This window comes from Alpinimonas psychrophila, assembly GCF_014137865.1.
In the GTDB taxonomy this organism is placed as follows: domain Bacteria; phylum Actinomycetota; class Actinomycetes; order Actinomycetales; family Microbacteriaceae; genus Alpinimonas; species Alpinimonas psychrophila.
This window is the reverse complement of sequence record NZ_JACGWU010000001.1, coordinates 309,396-327,036: the sequence shown is the minus strand read 5'-3', so window position 1 is coordinate 327,036 and position 17,641 is coordinate 309,396. Positions and strand designations below refer to the sequence as shown.

The following is a 17,641-nucleotide window of genomic DNA, read 5'->3' as shown; positions in this document are numbered from 1 at the left end:
CCCTTCATTTCTGGGGACGAGCCGAGTGTTCAACCGCGCCGCGGAACTATCACCGAAAACTTTTCAGGCGTAATGAGTTCAGTACCACAAAGAGGCTCGAGAATGCCATGGCCGCCCCCGCCAACATGGGGTTCAGGAACCCGAGTGCGGCCAGCGGTATGGCGGCCACGTTGTACGCAAAAGCCCAAAAAAGATTCCCGCGAATTATTCCCAGGGTTCGCCGTGACAGGCTCAGGGCGTCCGCCGCCGCGGAAAGGGTTCCGCGCACCAACGTGATGTCACTGGCGGCAATGGCCACATCAGTGCCCGTCCCCATCGCCAGCCCGAGGTCTGCCTGAGCCAGAGCCGCAGCATCATTTACCCCGTCACCGACCATAGCCACGTGACGCCCATCGGCCATCAACTCCTGAATCACGGCAACTTTACGTTCAGGGCTGGCACCCGCGATGACTCGGGAAATTCCAACGTGGTCCGCAACCGTGCGGGCGACGCCTTCATGATCCCCCGTCAGGAGAATTGTCTGAAGCCCCATGGCGTTGAGACGGCTGATCGCGGCAACGGAGTCGTCGCGCACAGTGTCAGTGACGGCAAAAATTGCGCGCACACAACTGTTCCATCCGGCCAAAATAGCGGTCCCTCCGGCGCTATGAGTTGACGCGATGAACTGACGCTGGTCGGCGCTCAACAGCAGGTCATTGCGTTCCATCCATTCCACAGTGCCGGCCCATACATCGATCCCGCCAACCTTTCCATAAACACCAACTCCGGCAGTGGAACGGAAATCCACCACCAGGCTGCTGTTTGTGACATTCTGACGATCAGTTTCCCGGGCAATTGCTTTTGCCACCGGATGCTCGGACAATCGTTCCAGCGCCCCCACACGTTGAATCGCCTCGCTTTCATCCGTTCCCACGGAGACTCGAATCTCGGCGACGCTCATGAGCCCGCTGGTGACAGTACCCGTCTTATCGAGAACGACAGTGTCGATTCGTGACGAGCTTTCAATCGCCTCAGGGCCGGAGATAATGATTCCCATTTGTGCCGCGCGGCCTGTGCCGACGAGAAGGGCCACCGGAGTGGCAAGCCCCAAGGCGCAGGGGCAGGCGATCACGAGCACCGCCACCGCGGCGGTGAACCCGCCGGCAAGCGGCTGCCCCAGAAGGAGCCATCCGGCCAGTGTCGCAAAGGCAATCACGATAACGATGGGCACAAAAATTGCGGAAATTTTGTCGGCGAGACGCTGCACGCCCGCCTTGTGGAGCTGGGCATCCTCGACCAACTTGGCCAACTGCGCTATGCGAGTATTTTGCCCAACGCGCGTTGCCATCACGAGGAGGCGACCATCCAGAGCAATTGTGGCACCCGTTACCGCCGAATTGGCCTGAACCTCCACGGGAATAGACTCACCGGTCAGGGCGCTCTCGTCGACGGCAGTGCTCCCCTCGATGACCGTGCCGTCCGTCGCAATGACGTCACCTGGCCGAACAACAAAAACATCGCCTACGTTCAGCTCTTCAATGGGAATCCGTGACTCGACACCGTTGCGCATGACAGATACTTCATAAGCACCCAGCGCCGCTAAGGCTCGTAATGCTGCTCCGGCACTGCGCTTGGAACGATCCTCAAGGTAACGTCCCAGAAGCAAGAATGTCGTCACACCAGCCGCGGCCTCAAAGTAAATGTTGCCAGTTGGGTCTTGTTGCCATGCAAACAATTCGAGACCGTGGCGCATGCCAATATGGCCTGCCATTCCAAAGAACAGTGCGAAGACGGACCATCCGAAGGCCGCAAATGTTCCCAGTGTGATAAGGGTGTCCATGGTGAGGGTGCCGTGCCGCAGGTTGATAAACGTGGCGCGGTGAAAGAGCCACCCTGCCCAAAAAACCACGGGCGTTGCCAGTACCAGCGAAACCCACTGCCAATAGTCAAACTGCCAGGCCGGAACCATTGCCATCGCGACAATGGGTAGCGTGAGAATTACCGAAACAATGAGGCGGACCGCGAGCGGTGCCGATCCTGCAGGAGCCGAATGGTCATGCTCATGGGCATCGCGCTTCGAAACGGATACTGGGACATGAGCCGTGTAACCGGTTTTCGCCACCGCGACCAAGAGATCTTCGGTGCTAATGGTTGCCGGAAAATCAACCCGAGCCGTATTGGTGGCCAGATTCACCGCCGCAGAAACGCCCGGCAACTGGGTCAGACTCTTTTCGACGCGTGAGACGCAACTCGAACAGGTCATACCTTCTATGTCGAGAACTACGGTGGATTCGGATCCTGACGTCATCATCGTGCCTTTCCTCGAGCAGTAAAACACTCACCACGTCCAGAGTATTCCCACGTGTTGGCCAGTTTGCATCCGAACTAAAAAAAATTGCACGCCAGCCTCGGGGAAAGGCTGGCGTGCGAAATCTGGGACCGGAATAAACTAGTTTGTGGGAATCGGAGCGGCCGTGGGGGCACTCTGACCTGGGGTCACACCGGGAATCATTTTCATTCCTTGAGCGTCACGGTCTTGGGGAAGCATGCCGGGCCCACCCTGCAATTGGCCGCGCTGCTTTTGGCCGTCGGGCATCCGACCGTCTTGCATTTGGTCAGCCGACATTTGGCCTCCCGGCATGCGCGAACCAGCTTCATCCATTTCGTGGGAAATCCTCAAGGGTCCATGCGAAGCGGTAACGGCGCCAAGGGCGATTCCGCCGCCGAAGACTCCCGCAAGCAGAGCAACCCCCGCAGCAGAAATTCCAATGATGGCGCCTGTGCCGAGGCGGCGGGACCGAATTGCCGTCACAGAAGCGTACGGAGCCGACGTACCAGCCTCCCCGCTTTCAGCGGGCGGGATGTACGCTGCAGCTTGTGCTGATACTGGAATCGTCGCAGCAGCGGCCTCTGCGCTACCTATTTTGTCACTTTTGTTTTTGTTCTTGTCGTTTTCAACGTTCTTTGGCATTCTCATGCCTCCTTCATGTCTTCGAAAGATCTGTGAAAGATCCGCTCGACCGTTCTGGCCGATAGGTACACTTTGGAGGCTCTCCCTATGGGGATGCTATGAGGAAGCCCTACGCGACCCGTGAGCTCTGAGACCGCTTGAGGGCTGCCGCCGTAATGCTCTTGGCCATGCCGTTGAAGATCAGCCCGTGAAACGGCAGGATTGAGAACCAGTAAAGCCGCCCTCCTAGACCCTTCGGGAAGAAGATGGCCCGCTGCTTGTAGTGAGAACCCGAACCGGACTCACTGGGTGTCACTGAGAGTTCAAGCCAAGCCAACCCTGGTAACTTCATCTCCGCACGCAAGCGGAGGAATGATCCGTGGTCAACCCGCTCCACTCTCCAGAAGTCGAGGGCTTCCCCGACTCGAAGACTCGTCGAGTTAATGCGGCCCCGGCGGAGCCCGACTCCCCCGACCATTTTGTCCATGAGACCACGCGCCGCCCAAGCAACGGGAAGAGAATACCAACCGTTGTCTCCACCAATCCCCTCAATGATCGCCCACACGTCCTCTGCGGGTGCAGTGGTGTCTTGTTCTTTGAGGTCAACGTAGACCGTCTGGCGTGCCCAATCCGGGTCGCTGGGCAAAGGATTACTCGGAGCGCCATCAACGCTCGTGTTCTTCCAACTCGTCTCAACCTCGCCCGACTGAAGCTTCTCCAGTGCCAAGTGGACGGAACGACGATACGGCGTAAGGCCGCCTTCAGGCTCGGGAATGAAATCGTTGATGTCGCGTTCGGTCACCACACAATCGTGTTGCAAGCTGGCAATGATGGGAACGGCCAAAGCGCGGGGAATTGGAGTCACTAGATTGACCCATTGGCTTGCGAGGTACGGGGTAAGAACGGGGAGTTTCAGGATTGCACGTTCCTTCATCCCGACTTCAACGGCGTAGCCATTCATCATGGCGCTGTACTTCAAGACATCCGGGCCGCCAATATCAAAGGTGCGATTGACCTTCGACGGCAGGTCAGCCGCCGCAATGAGGTAGTAAAGGACATCTCGAACAGCAATGGGCTGAATAAGGTTACCCACCCACTTCGGTGCCGTCATCACGGGCAAGACATCGGTGAGGTGGCGAATCATCTCGAAACTCGTGGAACCCGAGCCAATGATGACGCCGGCCTGCAACGCCGCCGTAGGAACGCCGGACTCCAGAAGAATCTCACCCACCTCTGCGCGGGATCGAAGGTGTTTGGAGAGATTTTCGTCAGCAGGATGCAGTCCGCCTAGGTAGACGATTCTGGAGACGCCGGAGGACGCCGATGCCTGCGCTACGTTGCGCGCACACACGAGCTCTGTCTCCTCAAAGTCACCCTTTTGACCCATGGAGTGAACAAGGTAGTAGACCACGTCAACACCAGAACATGCCAACATTACCGCCGTTGCATCGGCAAGATCGCCCTCAAAAACTTCGACGTCTGATGCCCAAGGAACGTCGCGGAGTTTCTCGGAATTACGCACAAAGACACGAACGGCAAAACCGGCTTCAAGGAGGCGGGGGACAATTCGTCCACCGATGTACCCCGTGGCGCCAGTAACCAGTGCGAGACGTTTACTCATGCAAAAATTCTACGCTGGCAAGCTGAGTATCTTTCGGCCCCAGCGTCAGCAGCCAACACTCCCTTTTTAACGAGACAAGGACCTGACATCTAGTCGATGCCAAGCCCTTGTGCGCTGTGTTGACGCTTATTTTCCGCCGCAGCACGCGCCGCCGCAGCAGCCGCCCTCTTCGCCGCCACCTACGGTAGCGGAAGGGGTCTCAAGCTTGATGTCCGCGATTGCCATGTGTTCTCCTTCGTTAAGGGGTGACCCAACCGAGAAATTTTTCCCCGCCGAGTCAAGGTCTGCTACCAGTGTGCGCCTAGTTTCGGTTTGGGTCAACATGCGTTCGCTCACGGCACGCCTTTTCTGTGGGGCCATTCACGCCTCGACCGGGTTTATCAAGTCTGGATCGTTATTCCGCACATTACCCACTCGTTTGTTCACGGGCCTGAGTTCAATCGTTTCGGCAATGACCGCGGAAGAATCTGAGAGCAGCGAGACAGCACTCGCGGCCGAACTCAAGGTATCCCCTAGCCAAGCGTCATAGGCGCTGGGCATCAACATGACCGGCATGCGGTCATGGATTTCTGCAGAGTGACCAAGGGCGTCCCTCGTGATGATGGCCGTCGGTGCGCTGATGAAATACGGCACTTTCGTTCCGTCTCCCATGACACGCCATTCGTAATAGCCGAGTGCGGGAATGATGCCGCGACGGCGTCGAAACGCCTCCCGAAACATGCCGTTTGTAGAGACGCTTTCGATACGCGCGTTGAAGGGCTGGGGACGCTCACTAATAGACTCTTTCCACGCCGCAACGAAGCCCCAGTGCGCGGCATCAAGGACGTGGTGGGCCTCCTGGTTGGGAAGATCTGGTGCATCGCGAATATGCGACACTTGCACTGAGGGAGCACCATTGAAGTTCTCGGGGACGTTCGACCACTCTGCTATCCCTGCGAAGAGTTCAGGCAAAGCAGTGCTGACGGTTCTCGCAATAGCGAATCTTCCTCACATGTTGCAATTGTGCTGCAGTGAGCCGCAAGGGGCTGATTACTCTGCAGAAAGCTCCACAAGTTCTTCTTCATCTTCGTTGTTGCGTCTTCGACGTATGAAGATGAATCCGAAGGCAGCCAGTGCCGACAAGGCTCCGGCCACTCCGCCCGCATCGAGCACGACGGAGGCAAATGATTTCGTGCTTCCCAGGTCGGCCGAAGGTGAGGCCGTTATGCAGGCCTCGTTCGCCGCAATGGCATCCGCCGCGAGAACATTCGCCTGGTCGCTGACGAGGCGGGACGTTCCACGGTGCCCCGAGGAACCGATATTGGACGACAACGCAGAAGGACTGTTCACGTTGACACTGTCAGCGACGATACAGGCCGCGGAGGCTTGAGCAGTCGCCAGAGTTGATTGGGGCGGCTGCGGTGAAGGCATTGTTTGAGGCGTGGGAATTACGGAAGCGCTGGCAAGTGCTGCTGCGCTCGACGTTGTTGGTGACGGAGACGTCGTCGGTGTCGCGCTACCCGTCGACGCTGACTCTGGATTCGCAACGTCACTGGAGTAGGTCAGGTTTCCGGAGCTATTGATGTTGAGGTACGCCGTAATTTGCGCCAGCGCGCCGTCGGGCTTGACAGCATCCAAGATGAGGCGGTGAGCGCCGACCTCAACCTGGTTCGGCAGGTGAGCAAGGTAGGAAATCGCCCCCGTCGCGTCAGTGAAACCAGTTGCCACGATGACGGGACTGGAATGCATTGTCAAGGTCCAGGGCGAATCAGGCATCATGTTGCTCGCGGAAACTAGCGTTTCCGCTCCTGCAACGACACCCCCGAGGGAAAGGTTGAGAGTGAGCGTCGCGACAGGCACGAGAGTGATCGTCAGCGTCTGGGTGAGTGAGGACGTGTTCCCGGCCGCATCTGTAGCGGAGATGACAATGATGTGGACGCCTTCAGCGAGCGGCGCGGAGGTGTAGGACCAGCCACCGTCTTCTTGAACAAGTGCGATGTGATTGACGTCATCAATGAGAACGTTCACGATGCTTCCAGCGCGTAGGCCCGATGTTCCCGAAAGCGTTGGAGTGTCATCATCGCCCGCTAATACGGCGCCGCCGTTAATGCTGATCGTCTCGGCTGTCGTGTCGACGGTCAACGTTTGTGTTGCTACCGCCGTGTTACCTGCCACATCAGTGGTCGATGCCTCAACACGGTACGAACCCTCGGCAAGAGTCACAGCCGACGTTACGGCCCAGGTACCAGAAGTGTTCACCGAAGCCGTCAAAACCTGTCCAGCAAAACGCACGACAACCGTTGATCCCTCAGGGGCCGTCGTCGTTCCAGAGACAGTGGGCGTCGTGTTGTTGACATCCAGGGTCACGCCGCCAGCAATTGTGAGGAGGTCCGGAGTGGTATCGATGGTTAACACCTGCGTGAATGTTTTCACAGTGCCATCAGTATCCGTCACAGAAACAACCAGAATATGGACACCGTCGGTCAAAGGCTCCGGGGTATAGGACCACGTGCCAACAGGGCCAACATTTGTCGTGATGTGGTTGGTATCGATGCTGATCTGGACCGGGCTTCCCTCGGGAAGCTCTGAGGTGCCAGAAATTGTGGGGGTTGAGTCATTGCCCAAACGAATGGCACCACCAGTGACGGTGACAGCCCTAGCCCCTGGAGTCGTCACAGTCGTGTCAATCGTCAAAGCCTGCGTGAAGGTTCCGACATTGCCGGCAGCATCGGTGACCGAAGCAACAACATTATGGGTGCCGTCCGTCACAGCAGGAACCTGAACCGACCACAGGCCAGCCGTAACCATGGCAGTCACAACCTGACCCGCAACACTCACCACAACCGTTGAGCCTGCCGGTGCCGAGGTTGTTCCAGAAACGGTGGACGCCGCCGTGTTCACACTGCGCGTCAGACCACCATCAATACTGACCGTGTCCGCGATCGTGTCAACGGTCAAAGTTTGTGTGAAAGTTCCAATATTGCCCAGACCATCGGTAACCGTCGCAACAACGTCATGGGCACCCTGCGTTAGTGCTGCCGCTTGGATCGACCAGTGGCCGCCAGCACCAACGATGGCGGTGAGGTTCTGACCCGCAACACTCACCCCAACAACGGAACCAGAGGGAAGACCCGTGGTACCCGTGATGGTTGGCGTCTCGCTGGCAACGAGGCGTGCAAGGCCACCATCTAGAGCAACCGACTCATTCGTTGTGTCGACCGTCAATGTTTGGGTTGCCGAACCCGTGTTACCTGCAGCATCTATAACCGAGGCAGTCACTGCATAGACGCCATCAGAAATCGCGGGAAGAGCCACAAAGAATGTTGAATCAGCGAGGACCGTCGCCGTGACAACCGTCAAACCAGGGGTAACAGCGACCGTCACAGTCGAGCCGACCGGAGCCGACGTCGTTCCAGAAACGTGAGGAGTAGCAGTGGTGACCGTCAACGTCGCGCCACCATCAAGAGCAACAGTGTCGGCCGTCGTATCAGACTCAACCGGCGGAACTACGACCGTGTCGACCGTCAAAGTTTGTGTTGCCGAACCAGTGTTACCAGCAGCATCAATAACCGAGGCAGTCACCGCATACACGCCATCGACAAGCGAGGGAAGGGCAACAGAGAATGTTGAATCAGTGAGGACCGTCGCCGTGACAAACGTCAAACCAGGGCTCACAGCAACCGTCACAGTCGAGCCGACCGGAGCCGACGTCGTTCCAGAAACGTGAGGAGTAGCAGTGGTGACCGTCAACGTCGCGCCACCATCAAGAGCAACAGTGTCGGCCGTCGTATCAACGGTCAAAGCCTGCGTGAATGTTCCGACATTGCCGGCAGCATCGGTAACTGACGCCACAACATCATGGATGCCGTCCGTCAGAGCAGCAACCTGAACCGACCAAAGACCAGCCGTAACTGTAGCCGTCACAACCTGACCCGCAACACTCACCACAACAGTTGAGCCATCAGGAGCCGAGGTTGTTCCAGCAACAGTGGACGTCGCCGTGTTCACACTGCGTGTCAGACCACCATCAATAGCAACAGTGTCGGCGGTTGTGTCAACAGCAGGCGGAGCCGTTGCGGTGTCAACCGTCAAAGTCTGCGTGACTGTTGCGACATTGCCAGCAGCATCAGTTACCGAAGCAACAACGTCATGGGCACCATCAGTAAGCGCAGCAACCTGAACTGACCAAAGACCAGCCGTGACCGTGGTCGACACAACCTGACCCGCAGCAGTCACGACAACAGTAGAGCCAGCCGGAGCCGAGGATGTTCCCGAAACGGTGGGCGTCGCACTTGTGACGTTCACGGTCAGACCGCCATCAATAGTGACATTGTCCGCGATCGTGTCAACGGTCAAAGTTTGTGTAGAGGTTCCAATATTGCCCGCTGCATCGGTAGCCGTGGCAACAACGTCATGGGCGCCCTGCGTCAGCACTGCCGCCTGTATCGACCAGTGGCCGCCGGCACCAACAAGGGCCGTGAAACTTTGACCGGCAACCGTCACGCCCACAAAAGCACCAGCCGTGAGGCCCGTGGTACCAGAAATAGTCGGTGTCGTGCTCGCAACGAGACGCTCAAAGCCACCATCAATACCGATAGTCTCCGCTGTCGTATCGATGGTCAACGTTTGTGTTGCCGAACCCGTGTTACCGGCAGCATCAGTGACCGACACCGTCACCGCGTACATGCCATCGACAAGCGAGGGAAGGGCAACAGAGAATGTTGAATCAGCGAGGACCGTCGCCGTGACAACCGTCAAACCAGGGGTAACAGCGACCGTCACAGTCGAGCCGACCGGAGCCGACGTCGTTCCAGAAACGTGAGGAGTAGCAGTGGTGACCGTCAACGTCGCGCCACCATCAAGAGCAACAGTGTCGGCCGTCGTATCAACGGTCAAAGCCTGCGTGAATGTTCCGACATTGCCGGCAGCATCGGTAACTGACGCCACAACATCATGGATGCCGTCCGTCAGAGCAGCAATCTGAACTGACCAAAGACCGGCCGTAACTGTAGCCGTCACAACCTGACCCGCAACACTCACCACAACAGTTGAGCCATCAGGAGCCGAGGTTGTTCCAGCAACAGTGGACGTCGCCGTGTTCACACTGCGTGTCAGACCACCATCAATGGCAACAGTGTCGGCGGTTGTATCAACGGTCAAAGCCTGCGTGAATGTTCCGACATTGCCGGCAGCATCGGTAACCGAAGCCACAACGTCATGCTGACCTTCAGAAAGCGCAGGTAGAGCAACAGAGAATGTTGAATCGGCGAGAACCGTCGTCGTCACAACGGAAAGCGCAGGGGAGACAGTGAGCGTGACGGTAGTTCCGGCTGGAGCCGTGCTCGTTCCAGAAACTGTGGGGGTTGCACTGATGACGTTCACAGTCACGCCGCCATCAATGGTCACCGCGTCAGCAACAGTGTCAACCGTCAGCACCTGAGTGAAGGATCCCACGTTGCCTGCGGCATCGGTAGCCGTGGCAACAACGTCATGGGCGCCCTGCGACAAGGTTGCCGCCTGGATCGACCAGTGCCCCTCGGCACCAACCAGGGCTGTGAAACTCTGACCGGCAACCGTCACGCCCACAAAAGCACCAGCGGTGAGGCCCGTGGTACCAGAAATAGTCGGTGTCGTGCTCGCAACGAGACGCTCAAAGCCACCGTCAACACTGACCGTGTCAACAGTTGTGTCAACAGTCAATGCCTGAGTGGCCGACCCCGTGTTACCGACCGTATCCGTGACCGTTGCTGTCACTGTATACACGCCATCGACTAGCGAGGGAAGAGCAACAGAAAATGAACCGTCAGGTTGAACCGTTGTCGTCAAACTGTGAACGCCGACCGTCACACTGACGTTCGAACTAACGGGAGCCGTTGTTGTGCCCGAGACTGTTGGGTTCTGAGTGCCGACTGAGCGACTTGCAGCTCCACTTAACGTAATGGAGTCTGGGGTCGTATCGATCGTCAAGGCTTGATTCGCCGAAACAGAACTGCCGGCACTATTGGAAACCGTCACGACGACAGCGTGAGTACCATCGCTGAGCGGCGTCGGCACGTTAACGGACCACGTTCCAGAAGCAGTCACGGTGGCGTTGAGATTCTGATTTTCAACGGAAACACTCACCGAATCGCCTGGCTGGGCATCCGTCGTTCCCGAGATCGTGGGGGTGGCATTGTTTGTTGTTACGCTGCTCGCGTTGACAAGAGAAACCGTTGTAATGGATTGCGACATGGCGCCCGTGAAGAAGCTCGCCGGAATTGTGACGGCGGCGTCGGTCGAAATTGTGCGCCCAGCAACATTGGTGCCCGCCCCAAGGGTCACAGCAGCTTTAGCCAAGAATGTGCCGACGACATGAGACCCTGCACCGGTCGTTACAGCGCCAGCCACCTGCCAAAAAACGTTGGAAGCCTTTGCCCCGTTGGCTAAGTTCATTGAGACGCCGGCCGTTGTGTTGAGAGCGGCATCAATCTGGAAAATGAAGACGGCGTTCGCGTCTCCACCGGCGTCGAGGGTCAGTGCGCCCGTCTGGCCTACGGCGGCGACTGAGTGGTACACGCCTGGGGTTAGAGTCAGGCCAATAAGGTCTCCGGGAAGGACCTGTGTTGCCGTGCGCGATCGTGCCTCCGTGTAGGCGGTGCGAGCATCGGCGAGAGCCTGCAGCGAAACGGCGTCAAGATTGTGGGTCTGTCCGCCAATGGTGGCCGCGCCATCGCTTGTCAGAATCCCATCCGGTGCAGCCACACCAACGTCGCCGGGGAACGTGCTATTACCGCTGATTGTCAACCCGGCAGGACTCAGCGCCGAGAACGACGCAGCCGAGCCGAGAGCAATGGGGCCGTTAGTTGTAGCGGCGGCGATACCACCGGGCACAGCGAAGAGTAAGGCCCCGACGAGAGCCAAGGATGCGAAAGAGGAAACGTGAGGAAGAGTAAAAATCTTCACTGATCGGGGTCGTACCATCTTGCTTGTGCGTATACGCAAAAAACACCCCAATGTGGAGGACTAACTGGTCCACCTCGTCTAAAGTATGGGATTGCGCGGCGATAAATTGCGAAATACGCCCTCGTGTCGGCGATAGTGCAGCTTTCCCCCGCAAATAGTGCAGGTTAATACCCGATTTTCTCCAATTTCGGGTGTTAATTGCGTTAATTTTTGCGCAAGTCCAGAGTTTGCTCGCAGAATTTCTTTCAGCTAGCGCAAAGAAATAAAGATTAGTATTTTTCTCATGCGTCGCCATGCTCTCAAGAAAAGAATCCTTGCTCTCGTGCTCGGTGCTCTTTTCGTTGGCTTGGCCCCGTTGGTCCACGCTCTCTGCGTTGCCCCGGTAACCTCTGCATCATCCATGGTGCACATCATGGCGGACGGCAGCTCCATGGTGATGGGCAATTCAACGACGGCCTCCAGTGGCACATCAGCGTCGTCGGCAGCATCAGCATCAGCATCAGCATCAGCATCAGCATCCACACCCCTGACGGTCGCCCCCTCGACACTCGGGTCCGTCATTGTGGCGGTCGGCCTCGCAGTCCTGACCTTCTTCGGCCTTCGTCGGTGCGCGAAGACCCCGTCAATACTTACTTCCAGGGCCACGGGTCCTCCTACCGGCACCGACCACTGGCCCGGGCGATTCCTCCTTCGGCCCTATGCCGTGAGTCTCGATTCTTTGGGCATTAGTAGAACGTAAACGGTCGTGGAGTGTTCGGGCCCTCATTGGCGAACCCATACACAAAAAGTCAGCCCCTTCCAACTATTACTTTTACTCCACTACTTATAAGGATTAACAATGTTTTCACGCACCAATTTTTCACAGACTATTTTGACTGGAACAAATGTCCGCACCGCGGGCATCCTGGCCGCTGCACTCGCTACCACCGTGGCCTTGTCCGGATGCACGATCAACGTGGGCACACCTGATAACGGCATGATGGGCAACGGCTCCACAACCTCCATGATGGGGTCCTCGAACTCGAGTGAGTTCAGCAATACCGATGTCATGTTCGCGCAAATGATGATTCCCCATCACCAGCAAGCCGTGGACATGTCGGATCTCGCTCTGGCGATATCCGCGAACCCAGAAGTATTGGCACTGGCTCAAAAGATTCGTGATGCTCAAGCGCCCGAAATCACACTCATGACGAGCTGGATCGAGAAGGCCGGGGCAACAACGACCATGGGTCATGGAACGGATGACATGGGCATGGGAATGGGCGGCATGATGTCGGATGATGAGATGACGGCGTTGAATAACGCCACCGGAACGGCCTTCGACACTCTGTACCTAGAGGGAATGATTGCTCATCACGAGGGTGCTCTGCAAATGGTAAAGATGATTTCAAACTCAGGCAACGCGGAGGTCAAGAAGTTGGGCGATGCCATCGTGACGGGCCAGACAGCAGAGATTGCCCAGATGAAAACAATGTTGGCAAAGTAAGGCGTGCACATGACAACGACAACGTTTCTTGATGAAGGCATGACCTGTCAGCACTGCATCAATTCGGTCACGACGGCCGGTTACGTGGGGCGATTGGCCTAACGCACGGAGTTTGGGGGCGGTGCTGTTAGTGCGTGGCGCCGCTGCCAAGTTCCAGCATGACGACGCCGGCGATAATGAGGCCAATGCCAACGAATCCAAGTGTCGAAATTTGTTCCTTGAACAGGACGACGCCGGCAATAGCAACGAGGGCCGTTCCGGCCCCGGCCCAAATTGCATAAGAGACAGACACGCTCAGCCCCTTGTTGAGTCCAATACCCAACAGCACGAAGGCTCCTAGGTAGCCGATGACCACGACGACCGACGGAATGACCTTGGAGAAGCCCTCACTGAGTTTGAGCGAAATCGTTCCGACGACTTCAAACAGAATCGCGCCAACGAGCAAGAGGTAAACCATGGGTTAATCATGGCAGTCCTTCAGCACTGATTGACGAAGTCTCGTGATACCTATTTAGCACCATGAATGCGACGGCCAAGTTCCTGAGCGGTCTGTGCCAACGCGGGAAGGAGAGCGTCGATCATGAGCTTCAGGCGAGCGTCCCCCTCGGGTTCACTAATGGGGAAGGTGACGGCGATGCCCGCCGCCGGCCATCCCGCATGATCGCGCACGACGACACCGATTGAGGCAAGGCCAGGAGTAATCTCGCCGTTCTCCACGGCGTACCCGTCGCGCTGGGCTTGGGCCAAGAGTACCTTGAGTTCACCATACGACTGAGGCCCACGCCCCTCACGCTGAGTGAAGGCACCTTTGTCGGGATAGAGAGCTCGAAGTTGAGCCGGTGGTAGCGCAGAAAGGAGCGCCCGCCCGCTGGCCGTGAGGGGGGCAGGCAGTCGCACCCCAACATCAGTGACAAGGCTGGGACGGCGAGGAGCGCGTTCTTCGACGAGGTAGAGGACATCCGTGCCATGTAAAACAGCGAGGTGAGCGCTTTCCCCCAGCCGATCGACGAGTTTGTCCAGAAGTGGTGTGCCGAGCCGGGTCAGCGGTTGCTGACGAGAGAAACCGGAAGAGAGTTCGTAGGCGGCAAGGCCCAAACCGTAGCGGCGTTCCTCAGGTATGTGCACGACGAAACTGCGTTCGACGAGCACTGTGAGCAGGTGGTACACCGTCGAACGCGGCAAATCGAGCGCCGTGGCAATCGTGCTGGCGGGAACAGGACCACGCTGGCGAGACAGATGTTGCAGGATTCGCAGGGTGGCATCCGCGGCGGGAACCTTGGAGGATATCTCGGATTTTCGGCTGACCATGCGACACAACACTTTCATGAAGTCTGTAATACCGGACAGTCATGAGTGTAGACCCGCGTTTGCGATCTGCGGCGGGGTGTGGAATCGTTGCATGAGTAATCTTTCACCGATCACAATCGGACGAGGCCCGGTCAGCATCGACAGCGTCGTTGATGTTGCCCGTTTCAATTCCCCCGTCTCACTCGACGCAGCGGCTCTCATAACGGTGGCCGATAGTCGGCAGATCATCGAGAATCTGGCGTCTGACCCGCATCCTCACTATGGCATTTCCACAGGCTTCGGAGCCCTAGCAACGACCTACATCGAGGGCGATCGGCGCGCGCAATTACAGACCAGTCTCATTCGATCCCACGCCGCAGGAAGCGGTCCCGAGGTGGAGCGCGAAGTTGTGCGCGCCCTCATGCTTCTGCGACTTTCGACGCTGATGACCGGTCGCACAGGAGTTCGCCCCGTCGTGGCCGAAACGTATGCCGCCATGCTGAACGCCGGAATCACCCCCGTGGTTCGCGAGTATGGTTCGCTCGGGTGCTCCGGCGACCTCGCACCACTGTCTCACTGTGCGCTGGCGGCCATTGGGGAGGGGGATGTTCGGGACGCATCCGGCATATTAATGTCCGCCGCTCAAGCTCTTGCAGCCGCCAAGATCGCCCCGCTCGTGCTCGCCGAGAAAGAGGGTCTCGCGCTCATTAATGGGACGGATGGCATGCTGGGCATGCTGGTCCTCGCCCTCACTGACCTGTCCATGCTGATCACCACGGCCGATGTTGCCGCGGCGATGAGCGTGGAAGGACTGCTAGGAACCGACCAAGTTTTCGCTTCGGATTTGCAGGCTTTGCGCCCGCAGGAAGGGCAAGCCGTTTCCGCGGCGAACATTCGCGCTGTTCTGGCAAACTCCCCTATTGTGGGATCTCACGCTGGCCCGGATGACGGTCGCGTTCAGGATGCGTATTCGCTGCGGTGCGCCCCTCAAGTTCATGGCGGTGCACGCGACACCGTCACCCACGCCGTCACAATTGCCGAGCGCGAGCTCGCTTCCGCCGTCGATAATCCCGTGCTCACCGTAAACGGTCGCGTTGAGTCGAACGGTAACTTCCACGGAGCCCCAGTGGCCTACGTTCTCGATTTTCTAGCGATCGTCGCCGCCGATGTCGCCTCCATGAGCGAGCGCCGTACGGACCGTTTCTTAGACCGCGCACGGAACCAAGGCTTGCCCCCGTTTCTGGCTCATGAGGTTGGGGTGGACTCGGGCTTGATGATTGCCCAGTACACGTCGGCTGGCCTGGTATCTGAAATGAAGCGTCTCGCTACCCCCGCCTCGGTCGATTCGATTCCTTCCTCCGCCATGCAGGAGGATCACGTCTCAATGGGTTGGCATGCCGGTCGCAAACTGCGGCGATCAGTGGATGCGCTCAGTCGCGTTCTCGCGATTGAACTCATGACGTCTGCGCGAGGTATTGAACTGCGCACACCGCTCGCTCCAGGCATTGTCTCGGCCGCCGTCATCGCCCACCTGCGATCTGTTGGCGTGCAGGGCCCCGGGCCCGACCGCTTTCTCTCCCCTGAGATTGAAGCGGCTTCCGCTGCCGTTCTTGACGGAGATGTTGCGCGCGTTGCCCGCGCTTCGTCACCCATCGAGCTTTCCTAACACCGGCACCTTATCCCTTTGACGCTCATTCCCATTTTGGAGGAATTGAAATGAACACCTCGATGTCACCTGCAGCATCCGGACCTCGCCCCGTTCGCGCCGCCCGCGGCACCACGCTCACTGCCAAGAGTTGGCAGACAGAGGCGCCCTTGCGCATGCTCATGAACAATCTCGACCCCGAGGTTGCGGAACGCCCGGACGATCTCATCGTCTACGGAGGAACTGGCAAGGCCGCTCGCAACTGGGAAGCCTACGATGCCATCGTGCGCACCCTCGAGGGACTCGAGTCTGATGAGACGCTTCTCGTACAGTCCGGTAAACCCGTCGGCGTGTTTCGCACGCACGAATGGGCGCCCCGTGTGCTGATTGCCAATTCCAACCTTGTCGGGGACTGGGCAAACTGGCCCGCTTTTCGAAAGCTCGAGGCCGAGGGCCTCACCATGTATGGCCAGATGACGGCCGGGTCTTGGATCTATATCGGCACGCAAGGTATTTTGCAGGGCACCTACGAAACTTTTGGCGCAGTTGCCACCCGACATTTTGACGGCACCCTGGCCGGAACACTCACTCTCACCGGCGGATGCGGTGGAATGGGCGGCGCTCAGCCGTTGGCTGTAACCATGAATGACGGCGTTGTCTTGATTGTGGATGTCGACCCGGCCCGCCTTGCTCGCCGCGTCCAACGCGGTTACCTCGATGAGTTCACGCACAACATCGACGAAGCCATCGCGCGCGTGCTCGCCGCCAAAGAAGCTCGCATCCCTCTCTCGGTTGGGCTCGTGGGCAATGCTGCTACCGTCTTTCCCGAGTTGTTGGCCCGCGGTGTCGCCATCGACATCGTCACAGATCAGACCAGCGCTCATGACCCGCTTTCCTACCTCCCCGAGGGTGTGACGGTCGAGGAGTGGCATTCCAAGGCCGAAGCGGACTCGGAGTGGTTCACCGGCCAATCGCGACTTTCCATGGCCAAGCAGGTCAAAGCTATGGTCGAATTTCAGGATGCCGGAGCCGTGGTCTTTGACTACGGAAACTCCATTCGCGCCGAAGCCATCCTCGGCGGCTACGACCGGGCGTTCGAATTTCCCGGTTTCGTGCCGGCCTATATCCGCCCGCTCTTTTGCGAAGGAAACGGCCCGTTTCGCTGGGTTGCCCTCTCCGGGGACCCCGAGGACATTGCCAAGACCGACAAAGCGATTCTCGAGCTTTTCCCCGAAAACGAACATCTCCGACGTTGGATAACCAAGGCCGGCGAGAAAGTCCATTTCGAGGGGCTGCCGGCACGCATCTGTTGGCTCGGCTACAAAGAACGCCATCTGGCCGGGCTCAAGTTCAACGAAATGGTGGCCTCAGGCGAGCTCTCGGCGCCCATCGTCATCGGGCGCGATCATCTCGACTCGGGCTCCGTCGCCTCCCCCTACCGGGAAACTGAAGCGATGGCCGACGGCTCTGATGCGATCGCCGACTGGCCTCTCTTGAATGCTCTCCTGAACACGGCATCCGGTGCCACCTGGGTCTCCATCCATCACGGTGGGGGTGTGGGAATTGGCCGTTCGATTCACTCGGGCCAAGTCACGGTGGCCGATGGTACTGCCCTCGCTGCCCAGAAACTCGAGCGGGTCCTCACCAATGATCCTGGAACGGGCGTCATGCGCCACGTGGATGCGGGCTACCAGCGGGCGGCAGAAATTGCCGTCGAACGAGGCCTGCGCGTTCCCATGTGGGAAAAGTAAG

The 17,641-nt window shown here is 58.2% G+C and carries 11 protein-coding genes; 3 read left to right on the top strand and 8 right to left on the bottom strand.

What is annotated here, in order from left to right:
* Positions 1–49 precede the first annotated feature (49 nt).
* From FB555_RS01500 to FB555_RS01475, 6 genes are all read right to left on the bottom strand, one after another.
* Entirely contained in the window at positions 50–2,290 is a 2,241-nt protein-coding gene (locus FB555_RS01500) for a heavy metal translocating P-type ATPase (RefSeq protein WP_246323497.1), read from the bottom strand.
* Positions 2,291–2,428: 138 nt separating this feature from the next.
* Positions 2,429–2,950, bottom strand: a complete 522-nt coding sequence (locus tag FB555_RS01495) for a hypothetical protein (protein WP_182483675.1) — start codon at positions 2,948–2,950, stop codon at positions 2,429–2,431.
* 109 nt (positions 2,951–3,059) lie between these two features.
* Positions 3,060–4,550 carry an SDR family oxidoreductase gene (locus tag FB555_RS01490; RefSeq protein WP_182483674.1) on the bottom strand — a complete coding sequence of 497 codons (1,491 nt, stop codon included), beginning with the start codon at positions 4,548–4,550 and terminating at the stop codon, positions 3,060–3,062.
* Positions 4,551–4,910: 360 nt separating this feature from the next.
* Positions 4,911–5,525, bottom strand: a complete 615-nt coding sequence (locus tag FB555_RS01485) for an SOS response-associated peptidase (RefSeq protein ID WP_343046402.1) — start codon at positions 5,523–5,525, stop codon at positions 4,911–4,913.
* Positions 5,526–5,579: 54 nt separating this feature from the next.
* Positions 5,580–11,471: an Ig-like domain-containing protein gene (locus FB555_RS01480; RefSeq protein WP_182483672.1), complete on the bottom strand. Its 5,892-nt coding sequence runs from the start codon at positions 11,469–11,471 to the stop codon at positions 5,580–5,582.
* A 249-nt stretch (positions 11,472–11,720) separates the two neighbouring features.
* The gene (locus FB555_RS01475; protein ID WP_220475730.1) at positions 11,721–12,032 is read right to left on the bottom strand and encodes a hypothetical protein; all 312 of its coding nucleotides are present in this window, start codon (positions 12,030–12,032) and stop codon (positions 11,721–11,723) included.
* Between the two features lie 277 nt (positions 12,033–12,309).
* Here FB555_RS01475 and FB555_RS01470 point away from each other — a divergent pair, with 277 nt between their 5' ends.
* On the top strand, positions 12,310–12,957 hold the full coding sequence (locus tag FB555_RS01470) for a DUF305 domain-containing protein (protein WP_182483670.1): 648 nt from the start codon (positions 12,310–12,312) through the stop codon (positions 12,955–12,957).
* A 127-nt stretch (positions 12,958–13,084) separates the two neighbouring features.
* Here FB555_RS01470 and FB555_RS01465 read toward each other — a convergent pair whose 3' ends face one another.
* Positions 13,085–13,414 (bottom strand): DMT family transporter, encoded by a 330-nt coding sequence (locus FB555_RS01465; RefSeq protein ID WP_182483669.1) that lies wholly within the window; start codon positions 13,412–13,414, stop codon positions 13,085–13,087.
* Positions 13,415–13,464: 50 nt separating this feature from the next.
* Complete coding sequence (locus tag FB555_RS01460; RefSeq protein WP_182483668.1) at positions 13,465–14,265, bottom strand: IclR family transcriptional regulator; 801 nt, start codon at positions 14,263–14,265, stop codon at positions 13,465–13,467.
* A gap of 91 nt (positions 14,266–14,356) precedes the next feature.
* On the opposite strand from FB555_RS01460, the gene hutH reads away from it, so the two are divergent.
* The gene (hutH, locus tag FB555_RS01455; protein WP_182483667.1) at positions 14,357–15,910 is read left to right on the top strand and encodes a histidine ammonia-lyase; all 1,554 of its coding nucleotides are present in this window, start codon (positions 14,357–14,359) and stop codon (positions 15,908–15,910) included.
* 62 nt (positions 15,911–15,972) lie between these two features.
* The gene (hutU, locus tag FB555_RS01450) at positions 15,973–17,640 is read left to right on the top strand and encodes a urocanate hydratase (RefSeq protein ID WP_182484238.1); all 1,668 of its coding nucleotides are present in this window, start codon (positions 15,973–15,975) and stop codon (positions 17,638–17,640) included.
* Position 17,641: the final 1 nt, after the last annotated feature.